The sequence below is a fragment of the Viridibacillus sp. KH_047 genome (assembly GCF_057838945.1).
In genome coordinates this window covers 457,778-473,558 of the sequence record NZ_CM174479.1, presented here as the reverse complement: position 1 = coordinate 473,558, position 15,781 = coordinate 457,778, and the positions used below count along the sequence as shown (strand labels likewise).

Annotated in this window: 12 protein-coding genes; 1 reads left to right on the top strand and 11 read right to left on the bottom strand. The window is 38.2% G+C overall.

What is annotated here, in order from left to right:
* Position 1: 1 nt before the first annotated feature.
* From gatA to AC3IS5_RS02350, 9 genes are all read right to left on the bottom strand, one after another.
* The gene (gene gatA, locus AC3IS5_RS02390) at positions 2–1,465 is read right to left on the bottom strand and encodes an Asp-tRNA(Asn)/Glu-tRNA(Gln) amidotransferase subunit GatA (RefSeq protein WP_489426417.1); all 1,464 of its coding nucleotides are present in this window, start codon (positions 1,463–1,465) and stop codon (positions 2–4) included.
* A gap of 22 nt (positions 1,466–1,487) precedes the next feature.
* A complete protein-coding gene (gatC, locus tag AC3IS5_RS02385) occupies positions 1,488–1,781 on the bottom strand; it encodes an Asp-tRNA(Asn)/Glu-tRNA(Gln) amidotransferase subunit GatC (RefSeq protein ID WP_038178678.1) in 294 nt (97 codons plus the stop codon).
* Positions 1,782–2,068: 287 nt separating this feature from the next.
* Positions 2,069–3,211, bottom strand: a complete 1,143-nt coding sequence (locus AC3IS5_RS02380) for a CamS family sex pheromone protein (protein ID WP_489426416.1) — start codon at positions 3,209–3,211, stop codon at positions 2,069–2,071.
* 14 nt (positions 3,212–3,225) lie between these two features.
* Positions 3,226–5,232 carry an NAD-dependent DNA ligase LigA gene (ligA, locus tag AC3IS5_RS02375; RefSeq protein WP_489426415.1) on the bottom strand — a complete coding sequence of 669 codons (2,007 nt, stop codon included), beginning with the start codon at positions 5,230–5,232 and terminating at the stop codon, positions 3,226–3,228.
* A 22-nt stretch (positions 5,233–5,254) separates the two neighbouring features.
* Positions 5,255–7,498, bottom strand: a complete 2,244-nt coding sequence (gene pcrA / locus AC3IS5_RS02370; protein WP_489426414.1) for a DNA helicase PcrA — start codon at positions 7,496–7,498, stop codon at positions 5,255–5,257.
* Positions 7,499–7,550: 52 nt separating this feature from the next.
* Positions 7,551–8,237, bottom strand: a complete 687-nt coding sequence (gene pcrB, locus AC3IS5_RS02365) for a heptaprenylglyceryl phosphate synthase (RefSeq protein ID WP_489426413.1) — start codon at positions 8,235–8,237, stop codon at positions 7,551–7,553.
* 210 nt (positions 8,238–8,447) lie between these two features.
* On the bottom strand, positions 8,448–8,768 hold the full coding sequence (locus AC3IS5_RS02360) for a YerC/YecD family TrpR-related protein (protein WP_038178690.1): 321 nt from the start codon (positions 8,766–8,768) through the stop codon (positions 8,448–8,450).
* 21 nt (positions 8,769–8,789) lie between these two features.
* Positions 8,790–9,833 carry a DUF3048 domain-containing protein gene (locus AC3IS5_RS02355; RefSeq protein ID WP_489426412.1) on the bottom strand — a complete coding sequence of 348 codons (1,044 nt, stop codon included), beginning with the start codon at positions 9,831–9,833 and terminating at the stop codon, positions 8,790–8,792.
* Positions 9,834–9,844: 11 nt separating this feature from the next.
* Entirely contained in the window at positions 9,845–11,575 is a 1,731-nt protein-coding gene (locus AC3IS5_RS02350; protein ID WP_489426411.1) for an adenine deaminase C-terminal domain-containing protein, read from the bottom strand.
* A gap of 183 nt (positions 11,576–11,758) precedes the next feature.
* Between AC3IS5_RS02350 and AC3IS5_RS02345 the strand changes: the two genes are divergently transcribed.
* Complete coding sequence (locus AC3IS5_RS02345; RefSeq protein ID WP_489426410.1) at positions 11,759–12,259, top strand: hypothetical protein; 501 nt, start codon at positions 11,759–11,761, stop codon at positions 12,257–12,259.
* A 53-nt stretch (positions 12,260–12,312) separates the two neighbouring features.
* Here the strand turns inward: AC3IS5_RS02345 and purD are convergent, their stop codons facing one another.
* Together purD and purH are read right to left on the bottom strand one after the other, a co-directional pair.
* Complete coding sequence (purD, locus tag AC3IS5_RS02340; RefSeq protein WP_489426409.1) at positions 12,313–13,569, bottom strand: phosphoribosylamine--glycine ligase; 1,257 nt, start codon at positions 13,567–13,569, stop codon at positions 12,313–12,315.
* 616 nt (positions 13,570–14,185) lie between these two features.
* The gene (gene purH, locus AC3IS5_RS02335) at positions 14,186–15,721 is read right to left on the bottom strand and encodes a bifunctional phosphoribosylaminoimidazolecarboxamide formyltransferase/IMP cyclohydrolase (RefSeq protein WP_489426408.1); all 1,536 of its coding nucleotides are present in this window, start codon (positions 15,719–15,721) and stop codon (positions 14,186–14,188) included.
* Positions 15,722–15,781: the final 60 nt, after the last annotated feature.

The following is a 15,781-nucleotide window of genomic DNA, read 5'->3' as shown; positions in this document are numbered from 1 at the left end:
ATTATTTTACCTCCCAAATTTGAGGAGTTTCTTTGTGGAATTCAGTTGCTTTTTCGAAAGCATCTGCCACACGGTAAATTGTAGCTTCATCGAAGTATTTACCAATAATTTGTAAACCTAGTGGTAGACCATCTTCGAATCCACATGGAATTGAGATAGCTGGTACACCTGCTAAGTTAATAGGAATCGTTAAAATATCGTTAGCGTACATAGTCATAGGATCTTCAACATTTTCTCCAATTTTGAATGCTGGAGTTGGAGTTGTAGGTCCAAGAATTACATCAAATTCTTCGAAAACTTTATCGAAATCTTCTTTGATTAATGTACGAGCTTGTTGTGCTTTTTTGTAGTAAGCATCATAAGTACCTGCACTTAATGAATAAGTTCCAAGCATGATACGACGTTTTACTTCATCTCCGAAACCTTGAGCACGAGTTTCTTTGTAAAGTTCTTCTAGGTTTGTAACGTTTTCAGCGCGGAAGCCAAAACGGATACCGTCAAAACGTGATAAGTTTGAAGATGCTTCAGAAGAAGAAAGGATGTAATATGCTGCTAATGCATATTTAGAGTGAGGAAGTGATACTTCTTCCCAAGTTGCGCCTTGAGCTTCTAATACTTTAAGTGCATCAAGAACTGATTGACGTGCCGCTTCTCCAACACCTTCACCTAAATATTCTTTAGGTACAGCGATACGAAGACCTTTCACATCACCAGTAAGAGCTTCTACAAAGCTTGGTACTTCAACGTTTGCCGAAGTTGAATCATTAGCATCTACACCTGAGATTGCTTCAAGTAATAATGCATTGTCTCGTACATTACGAGTAATTGGCCCGATTTGATCAAGTGAAGAGGCGAATGCTACTAAACCGTAACGAGATACACGACCATAAGTTGGTTTCATCCCAACAACACCACAGAATGATGCTGGTTGACGAATTGAACCACCTGTATCAGAACCTAATGAGAATGGTACTTCTCCCGCTGCTACAGCTGCTGCTGAACCACCTGAAGATCCACCAGGTACGCGGTCAAGACTCCATGGGTTACGAACTGGTTTGATACCTGAGTTTTCATTTGAAGAACCCATTGCAAATTCATCCATGTTCAATTTACCGATTGTTACCATTCCAGCTTCACGTAATTTATTGACAACTGTTGCGTCATAGATTGGGTTGAAGCCTTCTAGAATTTTACTTGCACAAGTTGTTTCTAAGCCTTCAGTGACAATATTGTCTTTAACACCGATAGGTAGACCGAATAGTGGTCCTCTTTCTTCAAAAGGAACTTCATCCATTTCTTTTGCTTGTGCCTTTGCTTTTTCTTCATTTAGTGCTAAAAACGCGCCTACTTCACCATCTAGTGCAGCTACACGTTTGTAAGCTTCTTCTGTTAAGTCAGCGATTGAGATTTCTTTTGTTTTTAAAAGTTCTTGTAACTCTTGTGCTGATTTTGTAAACAATGTCATATGTGGCCCTCCTTACTGACTATTATTCTGTAATGATTGGTGGTACTTTAACTAAACCGTCAACATGTTCTTTTACGTTTAACATCATAACTTCACGATCTAAACCTTTCACTGCAACGTCTTCACGTAAAACGTTTACAAGTGGTAAGACATGTGTTGTTGGTTCAACATTAGTAGTATCTAATTCATTAAGTTGCTCTGCAAATTTAGTAATCGCACCTAATTGTTGTGCAAACTTTTCAGCTTCAGCTTCTGTAATAGCTAGACGAGCTAAGTTAGCAACGTGCTTAACTTCTTCTTTTGTAATATTCGCCATTCTTCACACCTCCGAATTCAATAACCATACCGATAATAATATCATTTTTAGTAATATTTATGCAAGGCGATACTTTTCGCTAAAGTGACGCCAAACGCTTGAAAATAAAGGCTTTTCTTTCCTTTATTAACAACCTTATTATACTCATAATCCATTATAGCAAAATGAATAGAGATAATTGACTACCTTCAGATTATACAATTTATCGACACAAATAAGTATGATTTTAATACTTTCTACTAAAGTAAAAGAGTGCGACAGATTTGTCGCACTCTTTCTATTAAAAACTAATCATTATATATATGAACATATGGCTCACTTGAATTAGCATCTTTTACTACTAATGCCTCTGGTCCGTTGACAGAAGTCACATTAACTTCGACCTTTAAACCTTTAGGGAATTGATCATTTACTGCACCAGCCATGAATTGTGTGAAACCAATAATTTCAGAAGTACCGTAAAATTTAATCGGAATATCTATGTTTAACTTCTTAATTTTATTATCTTGATAGAAGCCTGTTCCAATAACATTTGTATAGTTAGAGAAGTACTTTTCAATATCTTGTTTGAAGTTTTTAAAATACTGATTCATCTCACGGTAATTTTCTTCACTATCATTTGTTGGGAACAAGACATATTCCTCTTGAACCGATTTCCACTCTGAGATTTTATTAGATCCCTCATCAACAATACCGTAAGAGATATATGTGCCCGGAACAATGGCGCTACGACTTTGCTGTTTAAATAGTCCAACAACCATTGGCACATTTTCTAGACCCTCTTTTTGACGTAATCGTTGAATGACTTGGGCAGCAATTTTTTCTCCCTGTTTTGTTAAAACCTGTTCTGGTATTGGTTCTTCATATGTTGCACCATAATCTTCTTTTTGATAATAGTAAATAGAGTTAAGAGCCAAGCCGATTGAAACACCAGCAAGCTTTACTTTATTTTTCCCTGCTTTTTCAAGGTAGTTTTGTTCTACGATATGCGCCAAATAGATAGGAGCCTTTTTAGCACGTTCTGTTGGCGACATACTTTTGGTAGTAGCAGGGTTTAATCCGTCATCTGTTTGAGAACTACGTGCAAGCCATGAAGTGGCAGTTTCCTTATCTATATACTGCCCCTCCTGGAAAAAGTACTTTCCTGGGTCAAATGCGTTTTGAGATAAGCGTAATAGTCCACTTTCTGCTTCTGTAATATCATATTTTGAATAAATGTTTGAAACAATCAAACCTCTACTTGCACTTGCTTTATAAGGTAAAAGAGTACGATAGTATTGGTCATCAATTTGCATATTAGGAATGATCGTTGCTTCTTCCTTGTCTTTAGCATCGCTTTGTACTACTTCCGTGTCATTCTTTAATGATGGAACGCAACCTGCAAGCATGGTGACAACAATCATCGCCGGTATCCAGCGAAGTCGTTTCATGATCTTGATCTCCTTTACACAGTTAATTCTTGAAGAAGGCGGTTTTCATCCCAAACTTCAATGCCAAGTTTTTCAGCTTTTGCTAGTTTTGAGCCTGCTTCTTCTCCGGCGATTACTAGGTCTGTTTTTTTACTTACACTTCCAGTAACTGTACCGCCTAACTGTTCTATTTTCTCTTTTGCATCTTGTCGTGTCAATTGTTCTAATTTACCGGTTAAAACAACTGTCTTGCCTGAAAATATACTCTCTATATCAGCCACATTTACTTTTTTACCTTTAAAGTCCATGTTCACACCTGCATCAGAAAGCCTTTGTATTAATGCTTGGACTTCTTCATTTTCAAAATATGAAAGCAATGATTCAGCCATTTTCTCACCAATATCATTTACATTCACAAGTTCATTTGTTGTAGCCTTCATTAAATTCTGCATAGAACCAAATTCTTCAGATAATACGCGTGCTGCTTTTGCGCCAACATGACGAATACCTAAGCCGAATAATAAGCGTTCCATTGAATTTTCTTTCGAATTTTCAATAGCTGTCACTAAATTATTTGCTGACTTTTCGCCCATACGCTCTAATTGAATTAGTTCTTCTACATTTAATTTATATAGGTCTGATACATCTTTTACAAGTTCAGATTTTAATAATTGCTCTACAACTTTTTCTCCGCAACCATCAATATTCATCGCATTTCGTGATACAAAATGGGCCATCCCCTCTGAAATTTGAGCGAAACATTGTGGATTCACGCAGCGAAGTGCAACTTCATCCTCTAAACGAATAAGCTCACTGTCGCAAGCCGGACAATGTGTCGGCATTTCATAAGGAACCGAATCTTCACTACGTTGATTAAACAATACGGAAACAACTTCAGGGATGATATCACCAGCTTTACGGATAATAACTTGGTCTCCGATTCGAATATCTTTTTCACGAATAATGTCCTCATTATGCAATGTTGCACGTCCAACAGTCGTCCCTGCTACAAGAACTGGTTCTAATATAGCTGTAGGGGTAACAACACCTGTACGACCTACAGTCAAATCAACGTCTAAAACTTTAGTGACCACCTCTTCAGCGGGGAATTTATATGCGATAGACCAACGTGGACTTTTCGCTGTATAACCTAACTCCTCTTGCTGGTCATATCGGTTTACTTTTATGACGATTCCATCAATTTCATATGGTAATTCCGGACGTTTTTCAGTCCATTCTTCGATATAAGCCATTACTTCTTTAATATCCTTGCATGCTCTGCGTTCATGATTCGTATGAAATCCTAATTTATCCATGTAATCTAATGCTTCACTATGGCTGTCTAAATTGTAAGCCTCACCATTACCTCCGATAGCATAAATGAAAGTCGATAAATTACGACTCGCAGCAATTTTAGGGTCTAGTTGACGAAGCGATCCAGCAGCTGCATTACGAGGATTTGCAAATAACTCTTCGCCTTTTTCTGCACGTGCTTTATTTAGATTTGTGAAAGAGCGTTTTGGCATATAACATTCTCCACGTGCCTCAATGGATACTGGCTCTTTTAAACGTAACGGTATAGAACGAACCGTTTTCAAGTTTTCTGTAATATCCTCACCAATTTGACCATCACCACGTGTTGAGCCTATAGCAAAAACACCATTTTCGTAGCGAAGAGAAATCGCTAAACCATCGATTTTCAATTCACAAATATAATTAAAATTGTCACCAATAATAGCACGAGCTCTACGATCGAAGTCATTCAAATCTACTTCGTTAAAAGCATTTGAAAGGCTAAGCATTGGATAGTCATGTGTAACCTTTCTGAAACCTTGTAATATGTCCCCACCTACACGTTGTGTAGGTGAATCCGGATAGATTAAATCCGGATTTTCTTGTTCAATTGCAATGAGTTCATTTAATAATTGATCGTAAATTGCATCTGAAACAACCGGTTTATCCAGTACATAATAGGCATGTCCATATTCATGAAGAAGCTCATTGAGTTCAGCTACACGCTTTTCCAGTTGTATTTTGTCCATTCATTTTCCTCCGCAACTGTGCCTATACTTTTTCGATAGGCGCAAATTTTGCTAATAATCGTTTAATACCTGTTGGGCTTGGGAATGCAATATCTAACTCAACATTCTCTCCTTCACCACGGACACTAACAACTGTACCGACACCCCATTTTTTATGAGATGCTTTGTCGCCAGAAGCCCAGCCAAGTTTTTCTCCACCAGATTGTGTATAAGCTGGTTTTGTCACTACTGTACGAGTTGGCTGTATTGTTGATGTAACAAATCCAGACTGACGTGGTGAACGTCCAGCACTTGTACTACTACTATTGTTAGCCGAAACATCTTCAATAATTCCGTTATCAATTTCCTGTAAGAATCGAGATGGATTGTTATAACTGCTACGTCCAAAAATAGTACGCGTTTGTGCACAAGTTAAGAATAGTTTTTGTTCAGCACGTGTGATACCTACATAAGCAAGGCGACGCTCCTCTTCCATTTCATCTTCATCTTGCAATGAACGTGAGTGTGGGAAGATATTTTCTTCCATACCGATGATGAACACGACTGGGAATTCTAAACCTTTTGCAGAGTGCATAGTCATTAAAACAATGCTACCTTTAGACTCATCCTCTTTATCAAGAGAATCAATATCTGCTATAAGAGCTAAATCTGTTAAAAAGGCAACAAGTGTTTTATCTTCACTTTGGGCTTCAAATGCTTTTGTAACTGTTAAGAATTCATCGATATTCTCTAAGCGGCTCTCTGCTTCAATCGTTTTTTCAGTTTTCAACATCTCACGATAGCCCGATTTTTCGAGTACTTGCTCAACTAATTCTGTCACAGACAAAAATTCCTGCATTCGCGTAAAGTCCGAAATCATCGCATGGAATTTTGCTGCTGCGTTAGCTGCTCTTGCAGGCAAGCCCATAAAGTCAACTTCTCTTAATGCATCAAAAATAGACCGATCTTGTTCGAATGCGAATTGTGCCATACGATCAAAAGAAGTCGCACCAATACTACGTTTTGGTTCGTTAATAATTCGCGCTAAAGATAAATCATCGTCATTATTAGCAATTAAACGTAGGTATGCTAGTAAATCCTTTATCTCTTTACGATCATAGAACTTCGTACCACCAACAATTGTATAAGCCATGTTCGACTTCACCAGCACCTCTTCCATTGCACGCGATTGTGCATTCGTGCGATAAAGAATTGCGAAATCATCAAGTGAGCGATTATCTTTTAACATTAGTTCTTGAATTGTTTGTACGACAAATTGCGCTTCTTGTTTCTCATCATAAGAACGTGAAATAGCAATTTTCTCACCTTCAGCATTTTCTGTACGAAGTTCTTTTGGATAGCGACTTGAGTTATTTTTTATGACGTCATTAGCCGCTTGAAGGATGCGTGCAGATGAGCGATAATTCTGTTCTAACATGATCGCTTTTGCCTTAGGATAGTCTTTTTCAAAAGATAAAATATTTTGGATATCTGCTCCGCGCCAACGATAAATTGATTGGTCAGAGTCACCAACAACACAAATGTTTTGGAATTTCTTCGCAAGCATTTGAACTAATTGATATTGAGAATGGTTCGTATCTTGATATTCATCCACGTGAATGTATTGGAATCGATTTTGGTAATACTCTAATACTTCAGGTACCTGTTGGAATAGACGAATAGTGATCATGATTAAATCATCAAAATCTAATGATTGGTTTTTTCGCAATCGTCTTTGATAACCTTCATATACATCTGCTACTGTTTTTTCATATGGGTTTGTTGAACTCACTTGTGCTTTATATGTTTCAACATCGATACATTCGTTTTTCGCAGAACTAATCGCATTTAACATAGAGCGTGGATCATGACGTTTAGGATCTATATTTAACTCTTTTAAAACGTTTTTAATTACTGTCAATTGATCCGTTGTGTCTAGAATGGAGAAGTTTTTGTTGTAACCAATACGATCGATATCACGGCGTAAAATTCGAACACACATAGAGTGGAATGTAGATACCCACATTTGTGCACCCGTGCCGTTGCCTAGTAACCCATCGATACGTTCTCTCATTTCACGAGCCGCTTTATTCGTGAATGTGATGGCTAATATTTTCGAAGGATAAACCTTTTTTTCAATTACTAAATACGCGATACGATGAGTTAGTACGCGCGTTTTCCCTGATCCTGCTCCGGCCATTATTAACAATGGGCCTTCTGTTGTTTTCACAGCCTCTGCCTGTTCAGGGTTCATTCCTTTTAATAAATTATTCGTTAGCTGTTCCATAACGCACCACCTTTTTACAATACAAACATTTGTTCTTGATTATACTATAGTTTTATATTTCTTTCACTGCTTTTACTGTACTAAGCGCTGCTTTTAAATCTTCATAAATAATATTGCCAATTACGACGGTATTAGCTGATTGCGCCATTTCCTTTGCCTGTTCAGGGTTAGAAATACCTCCACCGTAAAATAATCGTGTATTTTCTAAAACTGCTTGAACATCTTTTACTACATTAGGATTCCCGTAAACACCACTATATTCTAGATAAAAAATAGGTAAATTGAACAGATTTTCAGCCATTCTTGCGTAAGCTACTACGTCTTCTGCATCTAACTCAGTATTTGCCTCCGTCACTTTTGCAGCTTTGCAATCTGCATTTAATATGCAATAGCCTTCTGCAAAAAGCTCGTCCCACATCATAATATCGCCGTATTCTTTAATCGCTTGATGATGTAAATCCTTTACCCATGTGGTGTTACTGCTATTTAATACTGTTGGTATAAAGTAATAATCGAAACCTGGTGTAACGGATTCTAAATTAGAAATTTCTAAAACGACTGGCACTATAAAACGTCGAATTCTTACCAATAAATCTAATACATTATCTATTGTCACATCATCTGTACCACCAACAATTATTGCATCTGTGCCTGATTCGCACAATTGCTCTAGCACTTCATCTGTCATTGGTTTTGCGGGATCTACTTTAAATACATGACGCCAATTTTGAAACTCCATTTTAACCCACCTATCTGTAATATTAATATCTATTTGACTTAGCCAAAGAGTAACCAAGTTTTTCTCTAATTACCAGTATACATTAGTCAAACGTGGCCTCAATTGAATATTCGAAAAGGCTAGAAAGAATTTATCAAAAATTTATTTCACAAGAAAAAAACTGAACAGATATCTGCTCAGTCGGTTTCATTATATTTGTTAAACAACTTCTCAGTCTTTAGGCGCTAGAAAAGGTTTTTCATCTGGATAAAGGCGACCAAGCATTTCATCATATGTATCATTTCCGTAATCAAAACAACGGCGTACACGAGAAATTGTTGCTGTGGAAGCACCTGTTTCCTTTTTGATTGTTTCATACGTTTTTTTCAGGCGTAATAAATGCGCTACTTCAAAACGTTGTGCTAAAGATTGGATTTCGCTTATTGTACATAGATCATCAAAGAATTTATAGCATTCTTCTATGTCATTTAACTCCAAAACTGCTTTAAATAGTTGTTCTGTTTGATGACCTTTAATTTTTTCAATTTGCATGCTTCATTCCCCCTTTCCTCATTAAGGTTCATATGTGACCGCTTTTGCTAATCCAGGATTGGAAGGTACAAGGTGAATCCACGACTTACCAGGCACTAATTTAACAGGCTGATCATTTGCATATGGTACTAATACACCATCTACATTTCGCCATTTGACATCTAACTTTTGTCCAGCTTGAAATACATAACCATTTCCACCTGAAGTCAAATCAAGCGATTGACGTCCCTTTTGATCAACAGTACTTTGATTCACTTCAAAGAATAATACATTGGCAACTTGTACAGATTCATCGTTTAATAAATCCTTAGTAACTACGCCGCCAGATTGACGTTCATATAATTTACTGTCTTCATTAAAAGTATATGTGTTATGGAATTGTTCATCAACACCATAACGAATATCTACTTTCGAAATATCCTTTTCTATTTTAACATCTTCAGCAGACTCATAAAAAGAGAAAGGTACTTTTTTGTGCATTTTTAATGAAGCTCCTACCTTTTTAAATCCTAACTTTACATTTTCTTCTGAAATATAGGAGTTGTGTGGCGCTACTCGATCCGCTGATCGTTGAAATAATGAACCATCATATTGCATCCCATTAATATTATCCACTACACCAGCACTTAACACCCTTTTCGCCTCTGGACTATATCCATGTGCAATATAAAATGCATCTAACCCTTTTGCTAGCTCAACAAAATAATCTCTTGCACTTCTTACAGGACCCATATTCTCAGGCAACTCGCTTTGGAATACTGCAAGCAAACGTGTAATATTCCCTTCAGCTACCATCTCATAAACTAGATCAGCCGAAGTTAGACCAGATTGAGGACGTGCTTGCGGATGATTATTAATCGTCACCATCACTGGCCGCATTTTTGGTTTTTGCTCTACCTCTAAACCAGTGAACGGTGTGAAATATGTCTTTTTCTCAACTTCTGCTTCCGCTTGTACTTCCGTTTTTTCTGGTTCCTTCTTTACTTCTTTTTCTTCTTTCTCCTTAGAGCATCCGACGATAAAAACGCCAAGTACTAATAGCCCCACCATCAACTTCTTTTTCAAAAGATTTCCTCCTATCTCATAACGGACGGGAATAGAACGGTTTTCTTCATCACATCGAAAATACCGCGTTGAGTAATCCGAATATAAGGTAAATGTGTAGATTGTAAAAATAGCAATGTATAAATAGCATCACCCAGATTATAGCCTCGTTCTTGTAACGCCTTCTTTAGAGCTAATTCTTGCTCTATTAATACTTCAACAGGCTCGGCGGATAATCCTCCTCCAATTGAAAGTGGTAGGCTTTCTAAAACTCGCCCATTTTCAACAATTACGATACCACCCTTCATTTTTTTCATTTCATTGAAGGCTATTAACATATCTTTTGTATTTTTTCCTATTAAGATTATATCGCCAGTACTTGAGTAAGAGGATGCAAATCCTTGAAGATGTGTTGCAAACCCTTTTAGCAAAGTATTTACACGCCACTTTCCATTTTTATCAACTAGCATTAAATAGCATTCATCGTGATCCGTGTGAAGTTTACCTTCATTCGTATGAACGGATACGCTATATGGTTTCGTTATAACATCATTCACCAACTGGATCCCAAATGGCATCGAGAATTGAAAGTCATCATCAGATAAATCAAATCTCAAATCGAGTGTGCCCATCGCTGACCAATCGATTGATGGTAGAGTGAACTCCTTTTGATTGTCGCGTTTTAACCAAACACCTTTTGACAATACGCTTACAGGAACTGGATTAAATTCATTTTCTAAAAAGTTCAGAGTAGCATACCGTCCTGTTGCTATAATTCCGTGTAAATTACTCATATTATAATAGCGCGCAACATTGTAAGATGCCATTTGATAGGCATCGATCGGCGCCACTCCAGCATCAAGGGCTACTTGAACACATTTGTCCATCACACCATCTCTATGGAATGAAGGTGTAGCACCATCTGTCGTCATCATTAAGTGATCAAAAATATTCAATTTCTTCTCAACAATATCTTTCAAAAGTATTGGTAAATCTGGACGGATTGAAGAATGACGTAAAGTTACTGCATATCCATGTAAAATACGATTTTCCACTTCTTCTAAAGTCATTGATTCATGGTCCCCATCAGCACCAAAAAGCTTCATGCGGACTAAGGTTCTTTCAGATGCACCCGGCAAATGTGCTTCAATTTTTTTACCATGTGCTTTTGCGAGTTTTAACCAATATAGCATTTGGTCATCGCCTGCTAGTAATCTTGGCCAACCTGTTAACTCCCCACCTAACATGACATCTGTTCGTTCAAGCCAATCATTAATTGCTTTTGTCGTAAAGAGATCATGTTCATTTTCAAGCTCCGTTTGCGAATCAAATCGAGCCCACCAGTAGAATGAGAATGGCAGTTGCTTTAATTGATCTAAAATTGTAAACGCTTTCTTGTTTTTAATTGCCAAAAATAGCGTCAAGTTGTCAGATAGAAACGTCGTCGTTCCACGTTGCGCTGCATAATCCGCAAAGGATTGGGGATTATAAAGCTGAAATGGATGAACATGTGGTTCAATGTAACCTGGAACAATCGTCTGTCCCTCAGCATCAACAATCTCTGTTGTCGCTGTGTTTGGTGGCATTTTAGGTCCTGCGTAAATAATACGATCTTTATCAATCCAAATATTCCCCTGGATCCATTGTTTATATACGCCATGTAAATAACGCGCGTTTTTAATTACTAAATTAGGTGCTTCTTTACCATCAATGATGGCTATTTGTTGACGGATTTGACTGATTTTCCATGAGGGTTCTGGCATTACATCCATCTCCTTTCGCTTTCCTTTTTTGTTTATATGCTCGTTAAATCGATTATTTAATTTATGTCAAAAATAGGATTTAATACTGTTTTAGCATTATTGAATTATCGTATCACAGCACTTTAGGAAAGCAAAGTTTTTAGTAGTATTTTGTGGGAAAATTTGTATAGGAGGGTGACTTAATTGACACAATCAGAAAACTTAAGTACGAGGAATGCTTTTATGCAGTTAACATGTGGTATAACTATGACAGCATTTGGTATCGGTAGAATTTCGCGCAATTCTAATTGTACTAGTGGTCGATTGATGATTATTTTCGGTGCTTATAAAACAGCGGAAGGTATTTTAAAGTATTGTCCAAGAAAGGCAATGATGAACTCCACTATGAAATCCGTAATGGATAGTTCTATGGCAAGTGCTTTTGGTGGCCAAGCTGCAAGTATTATTCCGAATATTGATCAATTGATGAAAGATTTTGCTGGTGGAAATTCGAATGCTAATACTAATTCCAATAGTAATTCGAATGCTAATACTAATTCCAATAGTAATTCGAATAGTAATTCGAATAGTAACTCCAATAACAATGGTGAAAAGAATAATTCACAAAACAGCAACTCTAAAAATCAGTCAAATGATCAAAAACAGAACAATAATAATAGTCAATCTAACTCAACTAATTCATAATTCCCATACTATACAAAAAGCTGTCCGACCTAAAAATCGGGCAGCTTTTCGTTTTACTTCATTGTACGCCAACCAATATCCGAACGGTGGAAAAAGCCCGCCCAAGATTCTTTAGATAGACCTTCATATACTTGTTGTTGTGCTTCTTTTAATGATGTAGCCTTTGTAGTAACTAGTAGTACACGTCCACCATTTCCTACAAAGTCTTCTCCTACTAGCTTTGTTCCGGCATGAAACACATCGAAGTTTGCTGATAATTTTTCAAGTGACGGTAATTTCGCACCTTTTTTTACATCGCCTGGATATCCTTCAGAAGCAATTACTACACCTAGCATTGCATCTTTCGACCATTCCAATGTATAAGGTTCTCCATTCATTAACGCCATCATGAATTCTCCAAAATCAGAAGCCATACGTGGTAATACAACTTGTGTTTCAGGATCACCAAAGCGTGCATTGAATTCAATTACCTTTGGACCTTCAGCAGTTAAAATAAGTCCTGCATATAAAATCCCAGTGAAAGGTGCACCTTCAGTTGTCATCGCTTGTACAGTTGGTACGACTACTTCAGCATATGCACGTTTAACAACCGCATCAGAAATTTGAGGTACTGGAGAGTAAGCACCCATTCCACCTGTATTTGGACCTTTATCACCGTCATATGCACGTTTATGGTCTTGTGCAATAACCATTGGATAAATTTGACCATTATGTACAAATGACATGTAAGAGAACTCTTCCCCATCAAGGAACTCTTCAATTACTACACGAGAAGAAGAATCGCCAAAACGTTGATTACCAATCATGTCTTTGATGCCTTCAATCGCTTCCTCTTCAGTTAATGCAACGATTACACCTTTTCCGGCAGCTAGACCATCTGCTTTTACAACAATTGGTGCCCCCATTTTTTTCACATATGCAATTGCAGCATCTGCTTCAGTAAATGTTGCGGAAGCTGCTGTCGGGATATTATATTTTTGCATTAGTTCTTTTGCAAATGATTTACTACCTTCTATTTTAGCTGCCGCCTTTGTTGGGCCAAAAATGCGCAAACCTGCTTCTTGAAAAGCATCTACGATACCAGCTACTAAAGGTTGTTCAGGCCCGACAAATGTTAAGTCGATTGACTGCTCTTTAGCAAAAGCTATAAGTTCCGCAAAGTTGAAAACGTCAATCGCCACACACTCTGCATCATTTTTCATACCATCGTTACCTGGAGCTACAAATACTTTCTCAACGGATGCTGCATTTGCAAATTGTTTAGCAATTGCATGCTCGCGACCGCCACTACCAATAACTAGTACTTTCATTGATGTTTCCCCCTACTTATAAATTAATGGAACACGCCGATGTATTATCGTTGTGTTCCTTGGGCCAACAGGATGTTGGTCATGCAACCATTGCGACACGACGTCGCGCTTTTAGGTTGCCTTCCTTATTCAGATATCCAACTTCAGGCGCTAGCTACTCGGGTCGTTTCAGTCGGGCGCTCAAAGCCTAAGAGCGACTTTGGCTTCCGCCTTCCAACGACCTCGCAGCTGGGCGAGCGCCTTGGGCCAACAGGATGTTGGTCATGCAACCGTCGCGACACGACGTCGCGCATTTAGGTTGCCTTCCTTATTCAGATATCCGGTTCAAGGCGCTATCGGCCCGAGGTCACTTCAGTCTCTCGGTCAAAGGCAAAAAGCGCCTTTGATTCGAGCCTTCCAGTGCTTGTCGCCGATGATCGAGCGCCTTGAGCCAGCAGGATGCTGGTCATTCAACCGTCGCGACACGACGTCGCGCATTTAGGTTGCCTTCCTTAACTAGCATATCCAGCTTCAGGCGCTAGCTACTCGGGTCGTTTCAGTCGGGCGCTCAAAGTCTAAGAGCGACTTTGGCTTCCGCCTTACAACGACCTCGCAGCTGGGCGAGCGCCTTCAGCATTTAATGTTTAAAGTGTCTTACTCCTGTAAATACCATTGTGATGCCGTATTCGTTTGCTTTGTCGATTGAATCTTGGTCTTTGATTGAGCCACCTGTTTGGATGATTGCTGTGATGCCTGCTTTAGCGGCAGTTTCTACAGTGTCATTCATAGGGAAGAATGCATCTGATGCAAGTGCTGCACCTTGTGCTTTTTCACCAGCTTGCTCTAATGCGATTTTCGCTGAGCCTACACGGTTCATTTGACCAGCACCAACGCCTAATGTCATTTTGTCATCAGTTACAACGATGGCATTTGATTTAACGTGTTTTACTACTGACCAACCAAGTTTCATTGCTGCCCATTCTTCTTCAGTTGGTTCACGGTCTGTTACTACTTTTACTTCTCCATCTTTTAAGCCGAAACGGTCTGGCTCTTGAACAAGTAAGCCACCCTCAACAGATACTATGTTGAATGCATCACGTTTTTCTTGTGCAAATGAAATTGTTAATAAGCGAATATTTTTCTTCGCAGATAATTTTTCAAGCGCTTCAGCAGTAAATGCAGGAGCGATGATAATTTCTAAGAAGATTCCAGCAAGCTGTTCTGCTGTTGCTAAATCTACTTCACGGTTCAACGCAATGATACCTCCGAAGATTGAAGTTGAATCTGCTTCATATGCTTTAGCGAATGCTTCAGATATTGTTTCAGCTGTACCAACACCACAAGGGTTCATATGTTTAACCGCTACTGCAGCTGGTGCGTCAAATTCTTTGATAATTTGAAGTGCTGCATTTGCATCTTGAATATTATTGTAAGAAAGTTCTTTACCGTGTAATTGCTCAGCTGATGCGATTGAGAAATCTGAGCCTAAGTGCTTTTGGTAGAAAGCTGCTTTTTGATGTGGATTTTCACCGTAACGAAGTGGTTGTTTTAATTCGTATGTTAAAGTCATTTGCTCTGGGAATTCTTCACCAGTGTATTCTGTTAAGTAGTTAGAAATATAAGAATCGTAAGCCGCTGTATGACGGAATACTTTTGCACCTAGACGACGACGTGTTTCAAGTGTTGTTTGACCTTCTGCTTTTAGCTCTGCTAATACAGTTGCATAATCATTTGAATCGACGATAACAGTTACATATTTTTGATTTTTAGCAGCCGAACGAAGCATTGTTGGACCACCAATATCAATATTTTCAATAGCATCGACGATTGTTACATTAGGCTTTGAAATTGTTTCAACGAATGGATATAGATTTACACAAACGATTTCGATTGGTTGAATACCATGTTCAGCCATTTGCGCTTGGTGTTCAGGATCATCATGTTTTGCAAGTAATCCACCATGAATAAGCGGGTTCAATGTTTTAACACGTCCACCTAAAATTTCTGGGAAGTTTGTTACTTGGTCAACAGCAGTTACTGCTACACCGTTTTCTTGTAAATGTTTTTTTGTACCGCCTGTTGATAAAATTTCATAGCCTAATGCCTCTAATTCCTTAGCAAATTCTAAAACACCTGATTTATCAGAGACACTGATTAATGCACGTTTCGTCACGATTATTTCCTCCTTAGATTTGAAAGCAAGTTGTAATTCTTATGTAGTATATAATCGGAA

Excerpts from the sequence above, each read along its gene's own strand:
- purD (WP_489426409.1), bottom strand. The coding sequence starts at position 13,569 with ATGAAAGTACTAGTTATTGGTAGTGGCGGTCGCGAGCATGCAATTGCT.
- ligA (WP_489426415.1), bottom strand. The coding sequence starts at position 5,232 with ATGGACAAAATACAACTGGAAAAGCGTGTAGCTGAACTCAATGAGCTT.
- AC3IS5_RS02360 (WP_038178690.1), bottom strand. The coding sequence starts at position 8,768 with ATGCAAATTGAAAAAATTAAAGGTCATCAAACAGAACAACTATTTAAA.
- pcrA (WP_489426414.1), bottom strand. The coding sequence starts at position 7,498 with ATGGAACAGCTAACGAATAATTTATTAAAAGGAATGAACCCTGAACAG.
- AC3IS5_RS02350 (WP_489426411.1), bottom strand. The coding sequence starts at position 11,575 with ATGCCAGAACCCTCATGGAAAATCAGTCAAATCCGTCAACAAATAGCC.
- AC3IS5_RS02380 (WP_489426416.1), bottom strand. The coding sequence starts at position 3,211 with ATGAAACGACTTCGCTGGATACCGGCGATGATTGTTGTCACCATGCTT.
- gatA (WP_489426417.1), bottom strand. The coding sequence starts at position 1,465 with ATGACATTGTTTACAAAATCAGCACAAGAGTTACAAGAACTTTTAAAA.
- pcrB (WP_489426413.1), bottom strand. The coding sequence starts at position 8,237 with ATGGAGTTTCAAAATTGGCGTCATGTATTTAAAGTAGATCCCGCAAAA.
- gatC (WP_038178678.1), bottom strand. The coding sequence starts at position 1,781 with ATGGCGAATATTACAAAAGAAGAAGTTAAGCACGTTGCTAACTTAGCT.